At 67.1% G+C, this 21600-nt stretch carries 24 protein-coding genes; 15 read left to right on the top strand and 9 right to left on the bottom strand.

What is annotated here, in order from left to right:
- The first annotated feature begins 368 nt into the window (after positions 1–368).
- From phnC to V5G24_RS06165, 5 genes are all read left to right on the top strand, one after another.
- Positions 369–1181: a phosphonate ABC transporter ATP-binding protein gene (gene phnC, locus V5G24_RS06185; RefSeq protein WP_394086032.1), complete on the top strand. Its 813-nt coding sequence runs from the start codon at positions 369–371 to the stop codon at positions 1179–1181.
- Between the two features lie 192 nt (positions 1182–1373).
- Positions 1374–2294, top strand: a complete 921-nt coding sequence (gene phnD / locus V5G24_RS06180) for a phosphonate ABC transporter substrate-binding protein (RefSeq protein WP_394086031.1) — start codon at positions 1374–1376, stop codon at positions 2292–2294.
- Positions 2295–2356: 62 nt separating this feature from the next.
- Positions 2357–3253, top strand: a complete 897-nt coding sequence (gene phnE, locus V5G24_RS06175; protein ID WP_394086030.1) for a phosphonate ABC transporter, permease protein PhnE — start codon at positions 2357–2359, stop codon at positions 3251–3253.
- Positions 3250–4110, top strand: coding sequence for a phosphonate ABC transporter, permease protein PhnE (gene phnE, locus V5G24_RS06170; RefSeq protein WP_394086029.1), 861 nt, complete (start codon positions 3250–3252; stop codon positions 4108–4110). Before phnE (V5G24_RS06175) ends, phnE (V5G24_RS06170) begins: the two co-directional genes overlap by 4 nt.
- A 26-nt stretch (positions 4111–4136) precedes the next feature.
- Positions 4137–4334, top strand: a complete 198-nt coding sequence (locus tag V5G24_RS06165) for a c-type cytochrome (protein ID WP_394086028.1) — start codon at positions 4137–4139, stop codon at positions 4332–4334.
- Between the two features lie 109 nt (positions 4335–4443).
- On the opposite strand, the gene phnF is transcribed toward V5G24_RS06165, so the two are convergent.
- On the bottom strand, positions 4444–5208 hold the full coding sequence (gene phnF / locus V5G24_RS06160; RefSeq protein WP_394086027.1) for a phosphonate metabolism transcriptional regulator PhnF: 765 nt from the start codon (positions 5206–5208) through the stop codon (positions 4444–4446).
- A gap of 149 nt (positions 5209–5357) precedes the next feature.
- Between phnF and phnG the strand changes: the two genes are divergently transcribed.
- The 9 genes from phnG (at position 5358) to phnN (ending at position 12356) form a co-directional block, all read left to right on the top strand.
- Positions 5358–5816 (top strand): phosphonate C-P lyase system protein PhnG, encoded by a 459-nt coding sequence (gene phnG / locus V5G24_RS06155; protein WP_394086026.1) that lies wholly within the window; start codon positions 5358–5360, stop codon positions 5814–5816.
- Positions 5816–6415 (top strand): phosphonate C-P lyase system protein PhnH, encoded by a 600-nt coding sequence (gene phnH, locus V5G24_RS06150; protein ID WP_394086025.1) that lies wholly within the window; start codon positions 5816–5818, stop codon positions 6413–6415. Before phnG ends, phnH begins: the two co-directional genes overlap by 1 nt.
- Before the next feature lie 3 nt (positions 6416–6418).
- A complete protein-coding gene (locus V5G24_RS06145; RefSeq protein ID WP_394086024.1) occupies positions 6419–7600 on the top strand; it encodes a carbon-phosphorus lyase complex subunit in 1182 nt (393 codons plus the stop codon).
- A gap of 5 nt (positions 7601–7605) precedes the next feature.
- Positions 7606–8526 carry an alpha-D-ribose 1-methylphosphonate 5-phosphate C-P-lyase PhnJ gene (locus tag V5G24_RS06140; protein WP_394086045.1) on the top strand — a complete coding sequence of 307 codons (921 nt, stop codon included), beginning with the start codon at positions 7606–7608 and terminating at the stop codon, positions 8524–8526.
- Positions 8523–8999, top strand: coding sequence for a GNAT family N-acetyltransferase (locus V5G24_RS06135; protein ID WP_394086023.1), 477 nt, complete (start codon positions 8523–8525; stop codon positions 8997–8999). The genes V5G24_RS06140 and V5G24_RS06135 overlap by 4 nt, the downstream gene beginning before the upstream one ends.
- The gene (gene phnK, locus V5G24_RS06130; RefSeq protein WP_394086022.1) at positions 8996–9787 is read left to right on the top strand and encodes a phosphonate C-P lyase system protein PhnK; all 792 of its coding nucleotides are present in this window, start codon (positions 8996–8998) and stop codon (positions 9785–9787) included. Before V5G24_RS06135 ends, phnK begins: the two co-directional genes overlap by 4 nt.
- A 12-nt stretch (positions 9788–9799) precedes the next feature.
- Entirely contained in the window at positions 9800–10549 is a 750-nt protein-coding gene (gene phnL, locus V5G24_RS06125) for a phosphonate C-P lyase system protein PhnL (protein ID WP_394086021.1), read from the top strand.
- Positions 10550–10620: 71 nt separating this feature from the next.
- Positions 10621–11775 (top strand): alpha-D-ribose 1-methylphosphonate 5-triphosphate diphosphatase, encoded by a 1155-nt coding sequence (locus V5G24_RS06120; RefSeq protein ID WP_394086019.1) that lies wholly within the window; start codon positions 10621–10623, stop codon positions 11773–11775.
- Complete coding sequence (gene phnN, locus V5G24_RS06115) at positions 11772–12356, top strand: phosphonate metabolism protein/1,5-bisphosphokinase (PRPP-forming) PhnN (RefSeq protein WP_394086018.1); 585 nt, start codon at positions 11772–11774, stop codon at positions 12354–12356. Before V5G24_RS06120 ends, phnN begins: the two co-directional genes overlap by 4 nt.
- 37 nt (positions 12357–12393) lie before the next feature.
- Here the strand turns inward: phnN and sciP are convergent, their stop codons facing one another.
- The 3 genes from sciP to V5G24_RS06100 all read right to left on the bottom strand — a co-directional run bounded on the left by sciP (position 12394) and on the right by V5G24_RS06100 (position 16327).
- Positions 12394–12669 carry a CtrA inhibitor SciP gene (gene sciP, locus V5G24_RS06110; RefSeq protein ID WP_348847339.1) on the bottom strand — a complete coding sequence of 92 codons (276 nt, stop codon included), beginning with the start codon at positions 12667–12669 and terminating at the stop codon, positions 12394–12396.
- A gap of 326 nt (positions 12670–12995) precedes the next feature.
- Positions 12996–15230 (bottom strand): glycine--tRNA ligase subunit beta, encoded by a 2235-nt coding sequence (gene glyS, locus V5G24_RS06105; RefSeq protein WP_394086017.1) that lies wholly within the window; start codon positions 15228–15230, stop codon positions 12996–12998.
- A gap of 164 nt (positions 15231–15394) precedes the next feature.
- Positions 15395–16327: a glycine--tRNA ligase subunit alpha gene (locus tag V5G24_RS06100; protein WP_394086015.1), complete on the bottom strand. Its 933-nt coding sequence runs from the start codon at positions 16325–16327 to the stop codon at positions 15395–15397.
- Between the two features lie 261 nt (positions 16328–16588).
- On the opposite strand from V5G24_RS06100, the gene V5G24_RS06095 reads away from it, so the two are divergent.
- On the top strand, positions 16589–17002 hold the full coding sequence (locus V5G24_RS06095; protein WP_394086014.1) for a hypothetical protein: 414 nt from the start codon (positions 16589–16591) through the stop codon (positions 17000–17002).
- Positions 17003–17082: 80 nt separating this feature from the next.
- On the opposite strand, the gene V5G24_RS06090 is transcribed toward V5G24_RS06095, so the two are convergent.
- The 5 genes from V5G24_RS06090 to V5G24_RS06070 form a co-directional block, all read right to left on the bottom strand.
- Positions 17083–18174: a TRAP transporter substrate-binding protein gene (locus tag V5G24_RS06090; protein ID WP_394086013.1), complete on the bottom strand. Its 1092-nt coding sequence runs from the start codon at positions 18172–18174 to the stop codon at positions 17083–17085.
- Between the two features lie 157 nt (positions 18175–18331).
- The gene (locus V5G24_RS06085) at positions 18332–19474 is read right to left on the bottom strand and encodes an Mrp/NBP35 family ATP-binding protein (RefSeq protein ID WP_394086012.1); all 1143 of its coding nucleotides are present in this window, start codon (positions 19472–19474) and stop codon (positions 18332–18334) included.
- Positions 19475–19625: 151 nt separating this feature from the next.
- Positions 19626–20321, bottom strand: a complete 696-nt coding sequence (locus V5G24_RS06080; protein WP_394086011.1) for a uracil-DNA glycosylase family protein — start codon at positions 20319–20321, stop codon at positions 19626–19628.
- Positions 20322–20405: 84 nt separating this feature from the next.
- A complete protein-coding gene (locus V5G24_RS06075) occupies positions 20406–21017 on the bottom strand; it encodes a glutathione S-transferase family protein (protein ID WP_394086010.1) in 612 nt (203 codons plus the stop codon).
- A 69-nt stretch (positions 21018–21086) separates the two neighbouring features.
- Entirely contained in the window at positions 21087–21572 is a 486-nt protein-coding gene (locus V5G24_RS06070) for a thermonuclease family protein (RefSeq protein WP_394086044.1), read from the bottom strand.
- Positions 21573–21600 lie beyond the last annotated feature (28 nt).

Raw genomic sequence — 21600 nt, 5'->3', positions numbered from 1 at the left:
CGGCGCCGCGTGCCTCCTCCACACCCATCGGCCTCGACAACACCGGCCTTCCAGGCTTCGCAAGCGGCCCGCCCGCGCGGATGCGTGCGTCTGTCCGCCCGCCGGCTTCCGCCCCGCCAAACCGCTGCTCCTGTGCCCCGGCTGCGACCAGGCGGCGATTGGCCTCTCGCCTTAGGCCCTTGGCATTAAATGTACTTTTGTCCCAACAAATAGGTTTTCCGACCGGATTGTGACGTCCGTGACAAATTTATGAAGCTCGACCTTGGAGGATTTGCAAGGGCGCAACGGCATCCAATCACCGCACTGTCATAAGATTGTTGCGGCGCCCACTTAAGGAAATGTCCCGGCAAGCACCGGAGCAAAACCAGATGATGGTGATCGAAGGGCTGACCTGCCGATTTGGCGAAAAGGTCGCTGTCTCGGATGTCAACCTTGAGATTGGTCAGGGCGCCTTCATCGGCGTCATCGGCCGTTCAGGCGCCGGCAAGTCCACCTTGCTGCGCATGATCAATCGCCTGCAGCCGTCCAGCGGCGGCGCGATCCGCTATGACGGCGTCGATGTCACGGCGCTGAAGGGCCGGGAGTTGCGCCTGTGGCGCGCCCAGGCCGCCATGATCTTCCAGCAGTTCAATCTGGTGGGTCGGCTCGACGTGCTCACGAACGTGCTGATGGGCCGCCTCTCCACCATGCCGCGCTGGCGCGCGCTCTCCAAGATGTGGAGCGAGGAGGACAAGGCCGTCGCGCTGACCGCGCTCGACCAGTTCGACATCGCCCAATTGGCCGCCCAGCGCGCCGACAGCCTCTCGGGCGGCCAGCAGCAGCGCGTGGCCATCGCTCGCGCCCTGGTGCAGGAACCGGGGCTGATCCTGGCGGACGAGCCCATCGCCTCGCTGGATCCGCGCAACACCAAGGTGGTGATGGACGCGCTGCTGCGCATCAACAAGCATTTCGGCATCACCGTGCTGTGCAATCTGCACTCGCTCGATCTCGCCCGCACCTATTGCGATCGCCTGATCGGCATGGCCGCCGGCCGCGTGGTGTTCGACGGCGCGCCCGAAGCCCTGACCGAAGGGGTTGCCCGCGAACTCTACGGCCTCGAGGCCGGCGAGGTGATGGACATGCACGGCGCCACCGAGCCGGAATTCGAACCCGCCTTGGTGCCGGGAGCCGCCGCCGTGTGACCCCGCCCGCCGCCATGCGCGTGGCGGCCGGGCGCCAGCACGGGCACGCCGCTGGCGCGCGCGGACGCTCGACAGCGCATGCGACCCCCGCTTCGCGCAGCCCATGGCCGCGCGCGGTTTTCCAAAAGTACGCGTGATTTCAAGCGTTTTCGTACCCCCGCATCCAGACCCCGCATCCTCAAGGAGCGAGACATGCTGACCCGTCGTACCCTCATGACCGTGGCGACCGCCGCGGTGCTCTCCGCCGGCTTCGCCGGCGCCGCCGCCGCCCAGGATTGGAAAGCCAAATATCCCGAGCTGGTGTTCGCGGTCATCCCGGCCGAGAACGCCTCGGGCGTCACGGACCGCTATCAGCCGCTCATGGACTATCTCTCCAAGGAGCTCGGCGTGAAGGTGACCCTGCGCGTCGCCAATGATTATGCGGCCGTGATCGAGGGCCAGCGCGCCGGCAACGTCCAGATCGCCGCCTACGGCCCGGCCTCCTTCGCCCGCGCCCTGCTCACCGGCGTGAAGACCGAAGCCTTCGCGATCGAAGTGAACCAGGACGGCACCAAGGGCTATCACTCGGTGCTCTATGTGAAGGCCGACAGCCCCTACAAGTCGATCGAGGATCTGAAGGGCAAGAATCTCTGCCTGGTGGACCCGAACTCCACCTCCGGCAACAACGTGCCGCGCTACGCCCTGAGCAAGATGGGCATCACCCCCGACGCCTATTTCAGCAAGGTGGTCTATGCCGGCTCGCACGAGAACGCCGTGATCGCCGTGCAGCAGGGCACCTGCGACGCAGCTTTCAACTGGTGGAACGATGAAAACGAATCCAACCTCATGCGCATGGATCGCAAGGGGATGGCGAAATACGCGGACTACCGCATCATCTACAAGTCCGACCTCATCGTGAACTCGCCCTATGCCTATCTGACGGACCTGCCGGACGATCTGAAGGCGAAGATCCGCGAAGCCTTCTTCTCGATCCAGAAGAACGACAAGGCCGCTTTCGACAAGATCTATGAAGGCAAGGCCCAGCCCTGGCAGCCGGTCGACAACGCGGCCTACAAGCCGGTGATCGAGCTGATCAAGTTCGTCGACGAACTGCGCAAGAAGAAGGCGTCCTGACGCCGAAAGGGCGGCCCGCTTCGGCGGGCCGTCCGTTCCCGCAGGTTCGGAACCAACGCCCCATGCCCTTTCCCCTGCCCCACGCGTTCGCGACCCTTCCGGCCGAGCAACTCGCGCCGCTGGCCCGCCATTATGCGGCGGCCATGGCCTCGCGCCGGCGCCACGTCTATATCGGCCTCGCGGTGATCGTGGTCTGCATCGCCCTCTCTTCCTGGATGGGCGAGGTGAAGCCGGCCGTGTTCCTGGCCAATGCGGGGCGGCTCGGGAATTATTTCTACGACATCACGCCCACGCTCACCTTCGCCAATCTGGCCGCCGACCTCGGCGAATGGTTCTGGAACCTGGACCATTGGCTGAAGCTGCTGTGGGATACGATCCTGATCGCCTATCTCGGCACGGTGTTCGGCGGCCTCGGCGCCTTCTGCCTGTGCTTCCTCGCCAGCGCCAATCTCGTGCGATCCCCCTGGATCAGGATGGGCGTGCGCCGCTTCCTGGAATTCTGCCGCACCGTGCCGGAGATCGTGTTCGCCCTGCTGTTCGTGGTGGCGTTCGGCCTCGGGCCCATGCCCGGCGTGCTGGCGCTGTCCATCCACACCATGGGCGCGCTCGGCAAATTGTTCGCCGAGGTGGTCGAGAATATCGACATGAAGCCGGTGGACGGCGCCACCGCCTCGGGCGCCGATTGGGTGCAGACCGTGCGCTTCGCGGTGCTGCCGCAGGTGCTCTCCAATTTCGCCTCCTACGGCCTGCTGCGGTTTGAAGAGAATGTGCGCGAAGCCGCGATCATGGGCTTCGTCGGCGCCGGCGGCATCGGGCAGGACCTGGTGGAGGCGGTGCGCAAATTCTATTATTCCGATGTCTCCGCCATCCTGCTGCTGATCATCGGCACGGTGGTGATCATCGACCTCGTCACCGAGCGCGTGCGCCATGCGCTGCTGGGCACGGAGCGCCGTTCATGAACCGCGCCCGCCTCGCCCCCGATGCCGCGGATCGCGCCCGCCTCGCGGCGCTGCATCCGCAGATCTTCACGCCTTCGCTGGCGCGCCGCGTCTGGACCGCCGGCTGCCTCGTGGCGCTGGTGGTGCTGGCGGCCTATGCCATGTGGCAGCTGGAATTCAGCTTCGCCCGCATCGGCAGCGGCATCCGACAGCTGTGGCTGTTCCTCACCCTCATGGTGCCGCCCGATCCCGGCACACAATTTCCGCTCTATATCCACGCGTTGGGCGAAACCCTGTCGATCGCCTTCCTCGGCACCTTCATCGGCGCGGTGATCGCGGTGCCGCTCGGCTTCATCGCCGCCCGCAACGTGGTGCCGAACTTCTTCCTCCATATGCTGGTGCGGCGGTTCCTGGACGTGGTGCGCGGCATCGACCGGCTGATCTGGGCGCTGATCTTCGTCACCGTGGTGGGGCTCGGCCCGTTCGCCGGCATATTGGCCATCGCCACCGCCAGCGTGGGCATCTTCGCCAAGCTGTTTTCCGAAGCCATCGAGGCCACCGACCGCAAGGCGGTGGAAGGCATTCTCTCGACCGGCGGCACGGGGTTGGATGCGGTGCGGTTCGGCCTGCTGCCGCAGGTGATGCCGGTGCTCACCAGCCAGGTGCTGTATATTTTCGAGAGCAATTCGCGCCAGTCCACCATCGTCGGCATCGTCGGCGCGGGCGGGCTCGGGCTTCACCTGGTGGAGCAGATCCGCGTGCTGGAATGGCAGAAGGTGAGCGTGCTCATCCTCATGATGCTGGTGATGGTGGCGGTGATCGATTTCATCTCCTCGCGCCTGCGCTTCGCCATCATCGGCCGAAAAGAGGTGGTCTGAGGCGACGACTCTTCGGAATCGTCGGCATGAAGGCCGGGAGCGTCGCGGGCTATCAATATAGCGCCGCCATGAAGAATTCCGGACTCACGTGGGACGAGGCGACCCTCAGTAAATACTTGGCCAATCCCAAGAGCATTGTCCCCGGCTCCAAGATGGCATTTGCCGGCCTGAAGAGGCCGGAGGACGTCACGGCCGTCATCGCCTATCTGAAAACCTTGAAGTAAACACCGACCACGACCTGAGCGTCTCGTTGAAGTGCGGAACCGACCGGTCTTCGGTCGGCTGCTTTCGATGGGGCGTTCGGCCCCGATCCATGCCCGATGCCGCCCGCTCTCACGGCTTGATGACGAGTTGCACCCGGTCAGCGGCGAAGCTGGCGCGGCCCCATTGCAAGGGCGTGCCGTTGGCTTCCACGTCCACCCGTTCCACCACCATCACAGCCCGGCCGGGACTGAGCGACAAGCGTTCCTGCTCGGTCTCGTTCGCCGGGCGGGCGGAAACGCGGGTCTCCCGGCGCCGGAAATCGAGAATGCCGATGGTGGCAAGCGCCCGCGTCAGCGAACCGGTGGCGGCATAGACGAGATCGAGGTCGCGGCAGCGGGATTGGGGGAAATAGGCCCGCCCGCAGGAAATCGGCACGCCATCCGCTTCATGAATGGTCTCGATGGCCAGCACCGGCGTGCCTTCGGGAATCTCCAGCCCCTGCGCCACCTCGCGGCTCGCCGGCTCGACCACCGAGCCGAGACAGCGGCCGAACGGCTCGCGCCCGTTGGCGGACACGATCTCGCAGAAGCGCGTGCGCGTGCCGATGGGATAGCGCAGCGGGGCGTCCTTCACGAAGGTGCCGCGCCCGGCGGTGGCCTCGATCATCCCCTGTTCGGACAACACCGCCAGGGCGCGCCGCACGGTGTGGCGGTTGACGCCGAAGCGCAGCGCAAGGTCCGCCTCCACCGGCAGCCGCGCGCCCGGCGCGTAGAGGCCAGACGTAATCTCGCCCTCCAGGCGTTCGGCGATCTGCTTCCACAGCGCAATCCCCGACCCGCGCTTCACATCCGCATCCACCGCATCTGTCATCGCAGCGTGACCCATTTCGTCCATGGTCGTCACCGTTCCCATCATTTTTGTGCCCGCTTTGCCCGCGTGCCTTGCTTATTTGTATATCTTATTATACAAACTATTTCCAGAGGCACCGACACGATACCTCCACCCGGCAGATCGCGCTGCACCTGACCCGAGGATCGAGCGCAATGAACGACAGCCCGGACGACGCGACCGCCCGCCGCATCGAAATGATGCGCCTTCTTTCGCGCGCCACACGCGAAGAGCTCGAAGCCGCCGTCGAGCGATTCGCACCCTTGCCTCCCATGCGGGAGTTGCGGACGCCCGACGTCGGCCTCGCCATGCTGCGCGGCCGCGTCGGCGGGGATGGCTCGCCCTTCAACCTGGGTGAAGCCACCGTGACGCGTGCGGCGGTGCAACTCGAAGCGGGGGCCACCGGTGTCTCCTATATGCTCGGGCGCGAGCCAGAACGCGCACGAGCCGCCGCCATCCTCGACGCTCTGTGGCAGGACGAAGCCCTGCGCGGCACCGTCGAACTGGCTCTAACCGATGTACGCCGCCGCCTTGACGATGAAGTGACGCAGGGCGCCGCCAAGACCGAAGCGACCAAGGTGAATTTCTTCACCATGGTCCGGGGAGAAGATTAATGCCCGCCACTGCATTGGCGTCCGGCTTCGCCGACGCCCCGCGCGAGGCGCAGGAGGTTTTCAAGGCGGTGATGTGGGCGCTCGCCCGTCCCGGCCTTCCGGTGCCGCTGCGCACCCGTCTCGCCCCGCCCGCGCCGCTCTCGCCCGATATGGCGGCCATCGCTTTGGCGCTGCTGGATTATGAAACTCCGGTGTGGCTGGATCCGGCCCTGGCCGCTGCGCCGGCGGTCGCCGCCTTTTTGCGCTTTCACACCTCCGCACCGCTGGTCGAGGCGCCCGCCGCCGGGCGCTTCGCCCTGATCGCCGATGGGTCGGCCTTGCCGGACTTCGCGCGCTTCGCCCTCGGCGAGCCGGATTATCCCGACCGCTCCACCACGCTGGTGGTGCAGGTGACGACCCTCGGCGAAGGCCCGATCCAGCTGGAGGGGCCGGGCATCGAGACCCGCGTGGGCTTTGCGGCCGCGCCGCTGCCCGCCGATTTTTCCGCCCGCCTCGCCGCCAACCGGCAGCTGTTTCCGCTAGGCGTGGACCTCATCCTCGTCGCGCCGGGAGCCGTGCTCGGCCTGCCGCGCTCGGCTCGCGTCATCGGGGAGGCTTGAGCCATGTATGTGGCCGTAAAGGGCGGCGAGACCGCCATCCGCAACGCCCATGCCCTGCTTGCCGAGACCCGGCGCGGCAATCCCGGCGTGCCGGAAATCGGCATCGACCAGATCGCCGAACAGCTCACCCTCGCCGTGGACCGCATCATGGCCGAGGGCTGCCTCTATGATCGCAGCCTCGCCGCGCTCGCTCTCAAGCAGGCGCGAGGCGACATGATCGAGGCGATCTTCCTGGTGCGCGCGTTCCGCACCACCCTGCCGCGCTTCGGCTATGCCCAGCCGGTGGAAACCGGCGCCATGCGCGTGCGCCGCCGCGTCTCGGCCACCTTCAAGGACCTGCCCGGCGGGCAGGTGCTGGGGCCGACCTTCGACTATACCCACCGCCTATTGGATCCAAGCCTCGCCACCTTCGCCGCCGCCCCGGCCGAAAGCACGCCCGCCGCACGGCAGGATGCGCCCCGGGTGACGCCGGCCGATCCGCCGGTGGCGATGGCGCGCGTGACCGACCTGCTCGGCGACGAAGGGCTGATCGAGGCCTCTCCGCCGGACGACGGCACCGAGCCCGGCGACATCACCCGCGCCCCGCTCGCCTTCCCGGCCGACCGTTCGGTGCGCCTGCAAAATCTCGCGCGGGGCGATGAAGGCTTCCTGCTGGCGCTCGGCTATTCCACCCAGCGCGGCTATGCCCGGACCCATCCGTTCGTCGGCGAGGTGCGCATCGGCGAGGTGGAGGTGAGCATGTTCGTGGAGGAACTGGGCTTTGCCGTTCCGCTCGGCGAAATCCGCCTCACCGAATGCCAGATGGTGACGCAATTCCACGGCTCGGCGCAGGTGCCGCCGCAATTCACGCGCGGCTATGGCCTCGTGTTCGGCCAGAGCGAGCGCAAGGCCATGTCCATGGCCCTGGTGGAGCGCGCCTTGCGCCATGCCGAACTGGGCGAGGAGAAATCCGCCCCCGCCCAGGATGCGGAATTCGTGCTCTCCCATTCCGACAACGTCCAGGCGACCGGCTTCGTCGAGCACCTGAAGCTGCCGCATTATGTGGATTTCCAGGCCGAGCTGGACCTGGTGCGCCGCATGCGCGCATCCCACAACCAGCCCGACAACGACCGGGACGCCGACGGCCAGCCCGTCGGCGACCAGCCCGCCGGCGACAAGGGCGAACATGCGGAGGCGGCGGAATGAGCCAGATGCCGGCCATCACCTATAATTTCGCCTATCTGGACGAACAGACCAAGCGGATGATCCGCCGGGCGATCCTGAAAGCCATCGCGATTCCCGGCTATCAGGTGCCGTTCGCCAGCCGCGAGATGCCCATGCCCTATGGGTGGGGCACCGGCGGCGTGCAGGTCACCGCCTCGATCCTCGGTCCGGACGACGTGCTGAAGGTAATCGACCAGGGCTCGGACGACACCACCAATGCGGTCGCCATCCGCGGCTTCTTCGAGACCACGGCTGGGGTCGCCACCACCACCCGCACGCAGGATGCGACCATCATCCAGACCCGCCATCGCGTGCCGGAAGCCCCGCTCCACGCCGGGCAGGTGCTGGTCTATCAGGTGCCGATCCCCGAGCCGCTGCGGTTTTTGGAGCCGCGCGAGAGCGAGACCCGCAAGCTGCATGGCCTCGCCGATTACGGCCTCATGCATGTGAAGCTCTATGAGGACATCGCCCGCCACGGCCATATCGCCACCACCTATGCCTATCCGGTGTCGGTGTCGGGCCGCTATGTGATGGACCCCTCGCCGATCCCGAAATTCGACAATCCCAAGCTGAACGACAGTCCGGCACTCCAGCTCTTCGGCGCCGGGCGCGAGCAGCGCATTTATGCGCTTCCCCCGCACACCCGCGTGGTGTCGCTGGATTTCAAGGACCACCCCTTCGAGGTGCAGCATTTCGCGAAACCCTGCGCGCTCTGCGGCGCGAGGGGGGTCTATCTCGACGAAGTGGTGCTCGACGACAAGGGCGGGCGCATGTTCGTGTGCTCGGACACCGACTATTGCGCCGAGCGGCGCGAGCAAGGCCATGTGGGCGAACTCGGCGTGCCCGTGGAGAGCGTGCCCGTGGACGGCGTGCCGACGCAGGGCGCGTCCGCGGAGGATGCCGCATGAGCGTGCTCGCCGCTCCCACCCTCACGGTTCGCCACGCGGACGAAGCGGACCTGCCGGCCGTGCTGGCGCTCTATGCCCAGCCGGGCATGGACGACGGCGCCATGCTGACCCTCGACGAAGCAAAGACCCTGTTCCGCCGCTTCGCCGATTATCCCGACTACAAGCTCTATGTCGCGGAGGCCGGCGGCGTGGTGGTCGGCACCTTCGCGCTGCTGATCATGATCAATCTCGGCCATCTCGGCGCCCCCTCGGCGATCGTCGAGGATGTGGTTGTCGCGCCCGACATGCAGGGCGCCGGCATCGGCCGGGAAATGATGCGCGTCGCCATGGCCTATGCGGCGGAAAAGGGCTGCTACAAGCTGGTCCTCTCCTCCAACCAGAAGCGCACGCGCGCCCACGCCTTCTACGAGCAGCTCGGCTTTGCGCGCCACGGCCTCAGCTTCCATATCGAGCTTGCGGGAGAAGATGCATGAGCGCCCTTGCCGACGACGATCAGCCGCTGCTGTCCGCGCGCGGCCTGACGAAATTCTACGGCGCCCGCCTCGGCTGCCGCGATGTGGACCTCGACGTCCATGCGGGCGAGGTGGTGGCCATCGTTGGGGAATCCGGCTCGGGCAAGTCCACGCTGCTCGGCCTGCTCTCCACCGAATTGGACCCGAGTGCAGGCACCGTCTCCTACCGCATGCGCGACGGCGTGATGCGCGACCTTGCCGATCTGTCCGAAGCCGAGCGGCGGCTGTTGCTGCGCACCGACTGGGGGTTCGTGCGCCAGCATGCCGAACAGGGGCTGCGCATGGCGGTCTCGGCCGGCGGCAATGTGGGCGAACGGCTGATGGCGGTCGGCTGGCGCCATTATGGCGAGATCCGCGACGAGGCCGGCGACTGGCTCGACCGTGTCGAGATCGCCCGCGACCGCATGGACGACGATCCGCGCACCTTCTCCGGCGGCATGCGCCAGCGGTTGCAGATCGCCCGCAATCTCGTCACCCGCCCGCGCCTCGTGTTCATGGACGAGCCCACCGGGGGCCTGGACGTGTCCGTGCAGGCGCGCCTGCTGGACCTCGTGCGCTCGCTGGTGGCCGACCTCGGCCTCGCGGTGATCATCGTCACCCATGATCTGGCGGTCGCGCGCCTGCTCTCCCATCGCATCCTGGTGATGCGCCACGGCCGGGTGATCGAGGAGGGGCTGACGGACCAGGTGCTCGACGACCCGCGCGAGCCCTATACCCAACTGCTCGTCTCCTCGGTGCTGGCGGCATAAGGGGTCACTGCCATGAACACCCATATCTCCCTCACGCCGGCCGCTGGTGGCGTGCATGCGTCCGCCATCCCCCTCCTGCAGGTGCGCGGCCTTTCCAAGGCCTTCACCCTGCATCTGCGCGAGGGCATGCGCCTGCCGGTGGTGGAAGGCGTGAGCTTCGAGGTGCGCGCCGGCACCTGCGTCGCCCTCGGTGGTCCCTCGGGCGCCGGCAAAAGCTCCATCCTGAAGATGGTGTTCGGCAATTACCGCACCGATGCCGGCGAAATCCTGATCGCCGACGGCGCCGAGCAGGTGGACGTGGCCCGCGCCGCGCCGCGCCGGATGCTGCGCCTGCGGCGCGAGCGCATTGGCTATGTCAGCCAGTTCCTGCGCGTCATTCCCCGCGTCTCCACGCTCGACGTGGTGGCGGAGCCGCTACGCGCCGAGGGCGTGGAGGCAACCGCCGCCCTGGCGCGGGCAAGCACCTTGCTCGCCCGGCTCAATCTGCCCGAGCGCCTCTGGGGCCTGCCGCCCGCGACCTTTTCCGGCGGCGAGCAGCAGCGGGTGAACATCGCCCGCGGCTTCATCGGCGCCCAGGACCTCTTGCTGCTGGACGAGCCCACGGCCTCCCTCGACGCAGCCAACCGCGCGGTGGTGATCGAGCTGATCCGCGAGAAGAAGGCGGCCGGGGTCGGCATGCTCGGCATCTTCCATGATGGCGAGGTGCGCGAGGCGGTGGCCGACCAGGTCGTGGACGTTTCCGGTTTTTCCGCCGCGCATTAGGCGCGGCCTCCCCTTTCGCCGGCTGCCGGGGTGCGCCTCCGCGCGCGGCGATGCGATGAAAAGGCTTTGCCATGTCCGCTCATTCCACCGGCGAGAGCGTTTTCGCCAATGCCCGTATCGTTCTGGCCGACGAGGTCCTGAACGGCCATGTGCGCGTGCGCGACGGGCGGATCGTCGAAATCGGAACCGGCGCGGTGCCTGATGGCGCCGAGGATCTCGCGGGTGATTATCTGCTGCCGGGCTTGGTGGAACTCCACACGGACCATGTGGAAGGCCATCTCGCGCCCCGTCCCAAGGTGCGCTGGAACCCGGTGGCGGCGGTGCTCGCCCATGATGCGCAGATCGCCGCCTCGGGCATCACCACCGTGTTCGATTCGCTCCGAGTATGGCCTGACCGGCGCGCCGTGGGCATGGATGGCGATGCACCTTTGCTCGCCACCGCACTCTCCGAGGCCCGCGCCGCCGGCGCCCTGCGCGCCGATCATCTCATCCACCTGCGCTGCGAAGTCGCGACCGATACGGTGGTGGAGGAAGCACAGGCGATCATGGACGCGCACGACGTGCGCCTGATCTCGCTGATGGACCACACCCCGGGCCAGCGCCAGTTCGCCACCATCGACCAATTCCGCAGCTATTATAAGAAGAAGAGCGGCATCACCGACGACGAGATGGACGTCATCGTCAAAGCCCGCCTGGAGTTTCACGACCGCTTCTCGCGCGAGAACCGGGCAAGCCTCGTTGCCATCGCGCGGGATCGGGGAATCGTGCTGGCCTCCCATGACGATGGCACCGACGCCCATGTGGCGGATGCCATCGGCGACGGCGTGGCCATCGCCGAATTCCCCACCACCCACGAGGCCGCTCACCTCTCCCATGCCGCCGGCATTCGCGTGCTGATGGGCGCGCCCAATCTGGTGCGCGGCGGTTCCCACACCGGCAACGTCTCGGCCCAGTCGCTGGCGCAGGCGGGCTTGCTCGATATCCTGTCGTCGGATTATGTGCCGTCCAGCCTGTTGTGGGCCGCCTTCGATTTGACCCAGCGCGAAAGCCAGATCACCTTGCCGCACGCCGTCGCCATGGTCACCCGCACGCCCGCCGCCGCGGCAAGCCTCACCGATCGCGGCGAGATCGCGCCGGGCAAGCGGGCGGATCTGGTGCGGGTGCGCCTCGCGGGCGAACTACCGGTCGCCACCGCCGTGTGGCGTGAGGGGCGGCGCGTGGCATGAGCCTGATGCAGGACGCGATCGTCGAGACGGCGCCGCCGTTCGGTCCCGGAGCGCTGATCCTGGTGGTCGGCCCGTCCGGCGCCGGCAAGGACACGCTGCTGGACTTTGCGCGGGCGCGCCTGAGCGACAATGCGCGGGTGCATTTCGCGCGCCGGCTGGTGACCCGCCCGGCAGGTGCGGGCGAGGAACACGGCACCTTGAGCGTTGCGGATTTCGCCGCGCGACAGGGAGAATTCGCGCTCTCCTGGCAGGCGCACGGCCTCTCCTACGCCCTCGGGGCGGAAGTGACGGCGCAGGTGCGCGCGGGCGACGTGGTGGTGGCCAACGGCTCACGCGCCACCTTGCCGGGGGCGCGCAAACGCTTTTCACGCCTGTTCGTGGTGCATGTGAGCGCGCCGGTCGCGGTGCGCGCCGCCCGCCTCGCCCTGCGCGGGCGGGAAGCGGAGGACGATATCCGCGAGCGCCTGGAGCGGGCGCCGCAGATCGACCTTCAGCCCGATCTCCTGCTTGAGAATGTCGGGCCGCCGGCGGAATGCGGCACACGCCTCACCGATTTCATCGCCGCGCACGCGCCGGCCTGACCCGGCCGCGCGGCGAAGCCCGGCCCACCGGCCGGCTTTAATTGCGATAATGCTGGATGCGCGTGGTGCGCAGACCGGGCAAGCCGTGCTGGTCGATGGAGGCCTGCCACGACAGGAACTCGTCCACCGTGAGCGTATAGCGCTTGCACGCCTCTTCCAGACTGATGAGCCCGCCGCGCACCGCCGCCACCACTTCCGCCTTGCGCCGTATCACCCAACGTCGAGTGTCCGGCGGCGGCAGATCCGCGATGGTCAACGGGCTCCCATCGGGCCCGATCACGTATTTCACCCTAGGCCGATAGGCATCGGTCATTGCTACGCTCACCCATTACTCAACCCAACCCTGGGCGACTGTGACAGGTGGCGATGAAGATTTCCCTAAAGGACAATAAAAAGGTGTTATTTACTTCTATTAACGCGAGTTAAAACCTATAACTTATATGTAAATGCGCAAGTCATACTCGCGCAATTGCCATTACCGCCCACGATAACTGGAAACGAAAACGCAGGCTCATCCAGGCGCGGAAAGACGAACCGAAACAAACCCGGCAAAACGGCAACCGCCGCGCTCTCGCTTTACGCAAGGCACGGCGGCGTCCGATGGTATTGGAGGATGCCCGCCGCGCGGCGGGCGGGGAATTATCCCTCGATCCGGTCGAAATCGGCGATTGCGCGCGTGGAGGCGCGGATCTCATCCAGCAGCTTCAGACGGTTGATGCGCAATTGCGGCTCGCTCGCATTCACCGTCACCGCCTCGAAGAAGGTATCAACCGGCCCGCGCAGATGGGCGAGCGCCGCCATGGCGGCCGCGTAATCTTCCCGCGCCACCGCTTCCACCACCTGGGGCTTGACGGTCTCGATCATGGCCGCGAGGCGTTCCTCGGCCGGCTCCACCAGGAAGCGGGCATCCGCCGGCCCCTCATAGCGCTCGCCGTCCTTCTTCTCCTCGATGCGCAGAATATTGACCGCGCGCCGATAGCCGGCCAGCAGGGTCTTGCCGTCCTCGGTTTCCAGAAAGCGCTGGAGCGCCTCCACACGGCGTACGATCAGCAGAAGATCGTCCTGGTTCTCAAGGCCGAACACCGCGTCCACCAGATCGTGGCGGGCGCCGCGCTCGCGCATGTGCACCTTCAGCCGCTCGGCGAAAAAGGCGAGCAGGTCGCGCGCCACGTCGCCGGACAGGGTCTGCCCTTCGGCCCGCTCGATGGCTGGCAGGTCCGCGCCGGGCGCCAGCTTCAGAAGCCGCCGGGCAAGGCCCTGGAGCAGGTCGCTGACCATTTTGTCGGCCAGCGCACCCACGTGGAACACATCGTGCGGATGGCTGGCATAATGCGCCTCGCCAAGAATCGGACGCGTCGCCGAGACCAGCAGCGGCAGCAAAGGCAGGCGCAGATTATTGTCGAGCACGATGCGGATCACGCCGAGCGCAGCGCGGCGCAGCGCGTAGGGATCCTTCGAGCCCGTCGGCTTCTCGTCGATCACCCAGAAGCCGACCAGCGTGTCGATCTTGTCCGCCAGCGCGACGGCGATGGACACCGGCGCGGTGGGCACGCGATCGGAGGGACCCTGCGGCTTGTAATGATCCTCGCTTGCGGCGGCGATCTCGGCCGGCAGGCCCTCGCCCTCCGCATAATAGCGGCCCATCAGGCCCTGAAGCTCGGGGAACTCGCCCACCACCTCGGTCAGCAGGTCGGCCTTCGCCACCAGCGCGGCGCGCGCGGCAAGCGCGGGATCGGCGCCGACCAGCGGCGCGATCTCCTGCGCGAGGCGAGCGATGCGCGTGATGCGCGCGCCCTGGCTGCCGAGCTTCTCATGGAAGGTGACGGAATCGAACTTGCCGAGCCGGCCTTCCAGCGTGCCCTTGCGGTCCGTGTCCCAGAAGAATTTCGCGTCCGACAGGCGGGCGCGGATCACTCGCCCGTTGCCGGCGACGATCTGCGCGCCGCCGTCGCTCGCGGCGATATTGGAGATCAGGATGAAGCGGTTGGCGAGGCGCCCGGTCTTCGGGTCCTTCAGCACGAAGCACTTCTGGTTGGCGCGGATGGTGGCGCGGATCACCTCGTCGGGGATCGAGAGGAACTCCTCCTCGAACGCGCCGATGAGAACGACGGGCCATTCCACCAGCCCCGCTACTTCCTCCAGCAGCGCATCGTCTTCCACCAGGTCGAGCCCGTGGACCAAGGCGAGGTCCTTCGCGTCGGCGAGGATGATATCCTTGCGGCGGTCGCGGTCGACGACCACTTTGGCCGCCTCCAGCTTGGCCAGATAATCCTCCAGCCGCCGCACCTTGATGGGCGCCGGCGCCAGGAAGCGATGGCCGTAGGTGATGTCGGAGGAGACGATGCCGTCGATCTCGAATGCAATCACCTCGGGATCTTCCACCTCGGTGCCGAAGGTGCACAGGATGGAGTGCAGCGGCCGCACCCAGCGCAGGCTGCCCGAGCCCCAGCGCATGGACTTCGGCCACGGGAAGCTGCGCACGATCTGCGGCACGATCTCGGCGATTACCTCGGTTGTCGGGCGGCCCGGCCGCTCCACCACCGCGACGTAGAAATCACCCTTCTTGGGGTCGCTCTGGATGCTCGCCTGGTCGATGGAGGCAAGGCCCGCGCTCTTCAGGAAGCCCTGGATCGCCCCCTCCGGCGCGCCGACGCGCGGCCCCTTCTTCTCCTCGCGCGTATCGCTCTGACGCCCCGGCAGGCCGTGGACCGCGAGCGCGAGCCGGCGCGGCGTCACGAAGGCTTTCGCACCCTCATAGAGCAGGCCGCGTTCCACCAGGGCGTCGGTGACGAGCTTGCGAAGCGCTTCGGCCGCCTGCGCCTGCATGCGGGCCGGGATTTCTTCGCTGAACAGTTCAAGGAGCAGATCGGGCATTGGCTTTGGCTCATCCTCCCGCGGGACGGGGGGCGGCGCGCGGGCGCCTTCTGGAGTGAAGTCAGGTCTGGCTGTTGCCTAGAGGGTTTCGCGGATCGCGTCGAGATGGACCCGCGCCGGCAGGGCCGCGGCGCGCGGCTCCTGGGACCTCCTTGCACATCGCCTCAGCTGGTAGCGCCGCCGGCTTCGGTTTTCAGCCAGGCCGCGCCGCAACCCTTGGCGAGTTCACGCACCCGCAGGATATAGCTCTGCCGCTCGGTGACCGAGATCACGCCGCGCGCATCCAGCAAATTGAACACGTGCGAGGCCTTGATGCACTGGTCATAGGCCGGCTGGGCCATCAGATGGCGCGCGCCGGCGTCTCCGGCCGCGAGATATTTCGCGCAGGCCGCTTCCGCCATCCTGAACTGCTCGAACAGCATGTCGGTGTCGGCATGTTCGAAATTATGGCGCGAATATTCCTTTTCCGCCTGCAGGAACACGTCGCCATAAGTGGTCTTCTCGGCCCCCTCGCGGCCGTTGAAATTCAGGTCGTAGACATTCTCGACGCCCTGCACATACATGGCGAGGCGCTCCAGCCCATAGGTCAGCTCGCCCGAAACCGGCGAACATTCAAAGCCCGCGACCTGCTGGAAATAGGTGAATTGGGAGACTTCCATCCCATCGCACCAGCATTCCCATCCAAGGCCCCAGGCGCCGAGCGTCGGGCTCTCCCAATCGTCCTCCACGAAGCGCACGTCGTGCAGGGCCGTGTCGATGCCGATGGCGGCGAGCGAGCGCAGATAGAGGTCCTGGAGATCGTCCGGCGACGGCTTCAGGATCACCTGGAACTGGTAATAATGCTGCAGCCGGTTGGGGTTCTCGCCATAGCGCCCGTCCTTGGGGCGGCGCGAGGGCTGCACATAGGCGGCGCGCCAATGCTTGGGGCCGAGCGCCCGTAGCGTGGTGGCGGGATGGAAGGTGCCGGCTCCCACTTCCATGTCATAAGGCTGGAGCACCACGCAGCCCTGGTCCGCCCAGAACCGCTGGAGCGCCAGCAGGAGGCCCTGGAAGGACCGGTCGGGCCGCATATGGGACGGAAGCGCGGGATCGATCATGGCATCGTTCTGACTGCGGCGGCGGCGCGGATTGCGGGCGGCGGCCCCGCCGCTTCCCGCCCCGCACCGCGGCCTTTGAGCACGCGAGGCGCTCCCCTCAGGAACGCGCGCGGACACTAGGCGGGCGGGCAAGCGAGATCAAGCAGCAGCGGACCGGTTCCCGTCTAGCGCCATGCCCGCGCTCAAACTTTGTGTGATTGAACCAACTTAACGAGGCTCGCGTTGGGTGCGCAGTGGGAGTTCACTTAAGGAGAACACAGCATGCGTAAACTCACTCTGGCCACGGCAGCGTTCCTGGCCTTCTCGACCATCGGCGCCTCCGCCCAGATGAGCGGCACCGCAGCCGGCCAGGATCCGCACAAGGGACCGGCCCAGGAAGGTGGCCGGACGCAGGCGACTCCCGGTGCCAGCGGTTCCGGCGTGATCGCCCCCAATGACAAGGCCGCCGCGCCCACCCCGCGCTCGGGCACGACCGCCGGTGATCCCCATTCCGGCCCTGCGCAGCAGGGCGGCCGCACCCAGGCGACCCCCGGCGGCAGCAGCACCAATGGCGGCGTCACCGACAGCACCGGCTCGATCACCCCGCGCAGCGGCACTGCCGCCGGTCAGGATCCGCACAAGGGTCCGGCGCAGGAAGGCGGCCGCACCCAGGCGACGCCGGGCGCCACCCGCTGAGCGGCATAAAAATCGCTAAATAAAAACGCCCGGAATGCGCTGCATTCCGGGCGTTCTCGCGTCGATATAATAAGTTTTTATCAGCCGCGGGTGCGGGCGCGCACCATGTAATCGTCATAGGTGTATTCGACGATCTGCCACCACAGATATTCCTCGTTGCGGAATGCCTTGGCGTGATCGTGGACTTTCTTGAAGTCCGGGTTCTTGGCGCCGATTTCCTCATAGAGTTCCTGGGCGGCCTTATAGCAGGCGTCCATCATCTCGTTGGGGAAGCGACGCAGCTGGGCGCCGGCCTTGACGAGGCTCTGAACCGCCTTGGGGTTCTTGGCATCGTAATTGGCCAGCATGTCCAGGTTGGCCTGGGCGGCGGTGGAGCGCAGAACCGCCTGGTAATTCTTCGGCAGTTCGTTCCACTTTTCCATATTGTAGAAGAAGGTCAGCGAGGCGCAGCCTTCCCACCAGCCGGGATAGTAATAATACTGCGCGACCTTCTGGAGGCCGAGCTTCTCGTCGTCATAGGGGCCGACCCATTCGGCGGCGTCGATGGTGCCCTTTTCCAGCGCGGGATAGATGTCGCCGCCAGCCAGCTGCTGCGGCACGACGCCGAGCTTGGCCATGATCTGGCCGGCGATGCCGGCGATGCGCATCTTCAGACCCTGGAGGTCCTGGACGGTCTTGATTTCCTTACGGAACCAGCCGCCCATCTGCCCGCCGGTATTGCCGCCCGGGAGCATGTAGACGTTATACTTCTTGTAGAATTCGTTGAGCAGCTCAAGGCCGCCGCCATGGTAGAACCAGGCATTGATCATGCGGGCGTTGAGGCCGAACGGAAAGGCCGAGCCGAACGCGAAGGTGGGATCCTTGCCGACATAATAATAAGAGGCCGTGTGGCACATCTCGACGGTCTTGTTCTGCGTGGCGTCGAGCGCCTGCAGGCCGGGCACGATTTCGCCGGCAGCGAACACCTGGATCTGGAACTTGCCGTCGGTCGCTTCCGCCACCGATTTTGCCATCAGCTCGGCGGCGCCGTAGATGGTATCGAGGGACTTCGGGAAGGACGAGGTGCAGCGCCACTTCACTTCGGGCATCGTCTGGGCGATCGCCGGCATGGCGATGGCGGTGGAAGCGGCGACACCCGCGCCGGCGGCGGTGAGGAACTCACGGCGTTTCATTGATTGCACTCCCTGAAATTCTTTTATGACCACCTGCGTAAGACCAAAGTGTCGCGGGGTCATCCGCGACTTTCTTCTAACGGATGCAACCCCACCTTGGCGACCGGCGCGAGGAAGAAAATTCGCAGATGCCGCAACGTCATCCCGCTGATGTGATCTATTCGATCACGATTTTCGGGGCCTTGCGCGCGCCGGCGCTGGTGCGCTCCATGGAGGCGCGCACATTGCGGGCGATCTCGCGATAGGTCTCCGCCTGCGGGCTCTGCGGGTCGCTGACCAGGATCGGCACGCCGGCGTCGGACATCTCGCGAATGCGCATATGCAGGGGGATCGCGCCGAGAAACGGCACGTTCATCTTCTTGGCCTCGTCCCGCGCCCCGCCATGGCCGAAAATGTCCGAGCGCTCGCCGCAATGGGGGCACAGGAAATAGGACATGTTCTCGACCACCCCGAGAATCGGCACGTTCACGCGGTTGAACATGGCGATGCCGCGCCGCGCGTCGATCAGCGCCAGATCCTGCGGCGTGGAGACGATCACCGCGCCGGCCAGATTCACCTGCTGCGCCATGGTGAGCTGCGCGTCCCCGGTGCCGGGCGGCATGTCCACCACCAGCACGTCGAGCGGACCCCATTTCACTTCCCGCAGCATCTGGGAGAGGGCCGACATCACCATCGGCCCGCGCCAGATCATGGGGGTGTCCTCCTCCACCATAAAGCCGATGGACATGAGCTGGAGGCCGAAATTCTCCAGTGGCAGCATGGTGCGCCCGTCCACCAGCTCCGGCTTGCCGTGCACGCCGGACAGGCGTGGCACCGAGGGGCCGTAGATGTCGGCATCCAGCAGGCCGACCTTCAAGCCGAGATCGCGCAGGCCGAGCGCCAGATTGATGGCGACCGTGGACTTGCCCACCCCGCCCTTGCCGGAGGCGACCGCGATGATTGCGGCGACGCCCGGCACCTCGATGGCGCGCGCGGGCGGGGGCGCCCCGCCCGGTGCGCCATGGCTGTGGCCCGGGCCGGCCGGCGGCGCGCCGGCGGGACGCGCGCCCATCTTGCGCTCGGCGGTCAGCGCCACCAAAGCCGAGGCGACCCCCGGCAGCGCCTTCACCGCAGTCTCGGCGGCGATGCGCACGCTCTCCCAGGCGCGGGCCTGCGCCGCGTCCACATTGATGGAAAGATAGACCTTGCCGGAGGTGACGACGACGCCCGACAGGGCGGGCGAGGCGGACAGCGGCACGCCTTCAGGGGTGCGAACCTGAGCGAGCGTTGCCCGAACCTCGGCTTCCGTCACGTCGGACATTCCGCGTCTCCTTCATGGACCGACACCCGCAAGCCGGGTGACCGCCGCGCATTCACGTCGGGGCGGTAAAGCATCAGGTGGCGGGAGGCAAGGCTTGGCACAAGGTGCCGCCGCCGGAAAGATGCGGAAGCGCGCGCGGGAGCGGCTGCCCTCAGGCGGCGGACAGGGCGCGGCGCACGTCGGCGCGCAGCTCCGGCAGGACCTCGGCCTCGAACCAGGGGTGGCGCTTCAGCCAACCGGTGTTACGCCAGGAGGGATGGGGCAAGGCATAGAGGCGCGGCCGCCCCGCCGCCGCCCGCACCGCGCGCCAGTTCTCCACCGTCTGCGTCAGGCTGGAGCCAAGCAGATCGCCAAGGCCAAGGCGGCGAAAATGATAGGCCTGCGCCGGCCGGCCGATGGTCAGCACGATGTCGAACTGCGGCAAGGCGGCAAACAGCCGGTCATGCCACAAACGCGCGCATTCCCGGCGCGGCGGCAGGTCGCCCCCGGCCGAATCCTGGCCGGGAAAGCAGAAGCCCATGGGGGCGATGGCGATGCGCGCCACATCGTAGAATTCGTCCGCGCTCACGCCCATCCAGGCGCGCAGCCTATCACCCGAGGCATCGGTGAACGGCAGGCCGGAGAGATGTACCTTGGTGCCCGGCGCCTGGCTCGCCACCAGGATCCGCGCGGTCGGCGACACGCGGAGCACCGGGCGCGGCGCATGGGGCAGCGGCGTCCCCAACGGCGCCTCCACGCAAGCGCGGCAGGCGCGGATATCGGCCACCAGCGCGGCGAGATCCTCGCTCCGGGCGGGACCCGTTCCGGCGGCCGCGCCGATGTCCGTCCCGATCTCAGCCTTCACCATCGACACGCGCCGGCCCAGTTGAAGCCACCGCCACACCGGCGGCCGCTTCACATGGGGATGGCATCTTGCCGGCGGAAGGGTGGTTCAGGCCTTGAAGCCCGGCCGCTCGGCCATCTCTGCCCGCCAGCGGGCGATGTTCTTCAACTCGTCCGGAATTTCGATCCGTGCATTTGCGGCGAAGTCCATCGCCACGAAGGCGGTGATGTCGGCGACGCTGAAGCTTCCCCCGGCCACGAACGGGGCGCTATCCAGCTGGCCATCGAGAAAATTCAGGAAGTCGCGCACCTTGGGCTTGTTGGCCTCGCCCCATTCCTTGACCTGGGGCTGCTCGCGCTCCGCCATGCGGGGGTGCAGATGGCGGAAGGCGAACTGGATCGCCATGAGAAGTTCAATCTCCACCATGCGCTGCCACATCTCGACCACGCCCTGTTGGGTCGGCGTGGTGCCGAACAGGCGCGGTTCGCCCTGCACCGCCTCGAAATAGCGGCAGATGGCGATGGTCTCGGCGATCACCGTGCCGTCATCGAGCTCCAGAACCGGCACCCGGCGGCGCGGATGCAGCTTCACGAATTCGTCCTGCCAATGCTCAAGCTTGGTCAGATTGACCTCGACCGTGGGGACCGTGATCCCCTTTTCCGCGAGGAAGATGGCGACCCGTCGCGGGTTGGGTGCACCCGTGGTCATGTAAAGCTGCATGGCGTCGCCTCCGGTATCTCGCGGCAGTCACCACGCGGCACCGCGCGGGTCAAGAGCGCGCGTGAACGATCAGCGCGGATGGTCCGCGCGCCAGTCCGCCGGGCGCTGGAACGGCCCGGTCCAGAGGCCCAGGCCCTGCCTCTTGGCCGCGTCCTGATCGCTCTTGTAGGTGCGCCCGGACAGGGCGAGCGCCAGGCCCTCCTCCACCATCACGCGCGCCACGTCGCGGCCGCGCGCGGTGCAGATGCCGATGCGCCGCCCATAGGCATCGGTGCCCCGCAGATGGCAGGTGACCAGCGGCACCGCGAGGAGATCCTCCAGCCTGCGGCGCGCCTCGGCGCCACAGGGCCAGGCCGCGCCCGGCGCGCCGCAGGCCTGGGCCAGTTCCGGCGCGTCGATGCCGTCCAGCCGCACGCGCAGATCCAGGATGTGCAGCGTGTCGCCATCCACGGCGAAGGCCGGGCCGGTGATCTCATCGGCACGCGTCAGCAGGGCCGCGAGGGCGGCGAGAGCCAGCAGAAGGGCAGCGGCAGTGAGCAGATCGCGCAGGCGCATGCGGTGCAAGACGCGATTCCCGTGCGCA

Source organism: Roseixanthobacter finlandensis, assembly GCF_043195105.2.
In the GTDB taxonomy this organism is placed as follows: domain Bacteria; phylum Pseudomonadota; class Alphaproteobacteria; order Rhizobiales; family Xanthobacteraceae; genus NCEH01.
The sequence above is the reverse complement of the archived record's forward strand: the minus strand, read 5'-3'. Positions and strand labels throughout refer to the sequence as shown.